1 protein-coding gene and 1 pseudogene are annotated in these 1,544 nt (G+C 53.3%); both read right to left on the reverse strand.

All coding sequences use genetic code 11. The features are described from left to right. Positions 1-834: ScpA family protein (locus tag KDK13_RS08715; protein ID WP_257284589.1), on the reverse strand; the 834-nt coding region annotated here is incomplete at its 3' end. Positions 835-1,038: 204 nt separating this feature from the next. Further along, a pseudogene (locus KDK13_RS08720) lies at positions 1,039-1,544 on the reverse strand (tryptophan--tRNA ligase); the annotation flags it as partial.

Here is a 1,544-nt window from a genome sequence, read left to right on the forward strand (position 1 = left end):
GGGTTCGCTTTGTACCAGCTCGACCAGGGATTCCTTGATCAGTTCCATAATGGCCATAAAAGTGACCACTACACCCAGTCGGCCTTCACTGACCCGATAGAGTGCAACAAATGGCGTGAAACGTTCAGGGGAGAGCATGGCAAGCACCTCGCTCATTCGCTCCCGAACGGACAGCGCCTCTTCCGCCACATGGTGATGCTCAAACATGTCAGCCCGACGCATCACTTCGCCAAGGGCTAGCAGAATATCCTGAAGATCAACGTCCGGATGTACCTGGACCCGCTCAAAATCGGGAGCCTGAACTTTTGCTGGCCAGGTATCCCGACCCATTCTGGGCAGGTCATCCAGGTCTTCGGCCGCTTTCTTAAAGCGCTCGTACTCCTGCAGCCGCCTGACCAGTTCAGCACGGGGGTCTTCTTCTTCCTCTTCAGCTTCTGTGGTTCGTGGCAACAGCATTCGGGATTTGATTTCCGCCAGCGTCGCGGCCATGACCAGGTATTCTGCCGCCAGTTCAAACTGGGAACTTTCCATCAGTTTGACGTATTCCATGTACTGATGGGTGATCTGGGCCACCTGGATATCAAGGATATCCATGTTGTTGCGCTTGATCAGGTAGAGCAGAAGATCCAGAGGGCCTTCAAAGGCTTCCAGAAAGACTTCCAGGGCATCCGGCGGAATGTAGAGATCGTCAGGCAGCTTGGTGAACGGTTGACCCTTGACCAGTGCCAGCGATTTTTCCGCTTTTTCATGAGGTGCTTCAAGTGCAACAGAATCGGCTTCCGTTGGGGCTGGCGTTTGTTCTGGTTGTTCGGCCACGGCTTCCGTCGTGGTCATGGGCGATTCACCTCTTGCTGGGCCGTTGTCTCGGGATGATACAGAGGTTGGACGGCTTATTTACTAATCAGTTCCATCATGCCTGCTACGGGCTGTGTCTGTCTAGAGGGGAGTTACCGTGAGGATGGGTTCAAAGACACAGAGGCACTGGTGGCTCTGTGTCGTTCAATTATGAATTTACGGTTATGAATTAACGGCTGTGAATTAACGATAATGAAGTCCCATGGCGTCCCGGACTTCCTTAAGCGTGTCCTGGGCTTCATCGCGGGCTTTCTCACACCCTTCGGTAATGATGCTCTTGACCACATCCTGGTTGTTTTCCAGTTCCAGGGCTTCAATCCGTATTGGCTCCAGCTCGGCCTGAATGGTTTCTATTAACGGTTTTTTACAGTCCAGGCAACCGATACCGGCACTGACACAGCCACTTTGCACCCAGTCCTGACGCTGCTGATCAGAATAGAGTCTGTGGAATTGCCATACCGGGCATTTCATGGGATCACCCGGGTCATTCCGACGAATGCGCGCCGGATCCGTGGGCATTTTCCGGATCTTGGCATCCACCTCGTCAGCACTCTCCCTGAGACTGATGGTGTTGTTGTACGATTTGGACATTTTCTGTCCATCCAGACCCGGCATTCTGGCTTGAGGGGTCAGCAATACCTGCGGCTCTGGCAGGATAACCTTGCCGGTACCTTCCAGATAACCGAAGA

Origin of the sequence: Endozoicomonas sp. SESOKO1, assembly GCF_024606265.1 — a bacterium.
In the GTDB taxonomy this organism is placed as follows: Bacteria; Pseudomonadota; Gammaproteobacteria; order Pseudomonadales; family Endozoicomonadaceae; genus Endozoicomonas.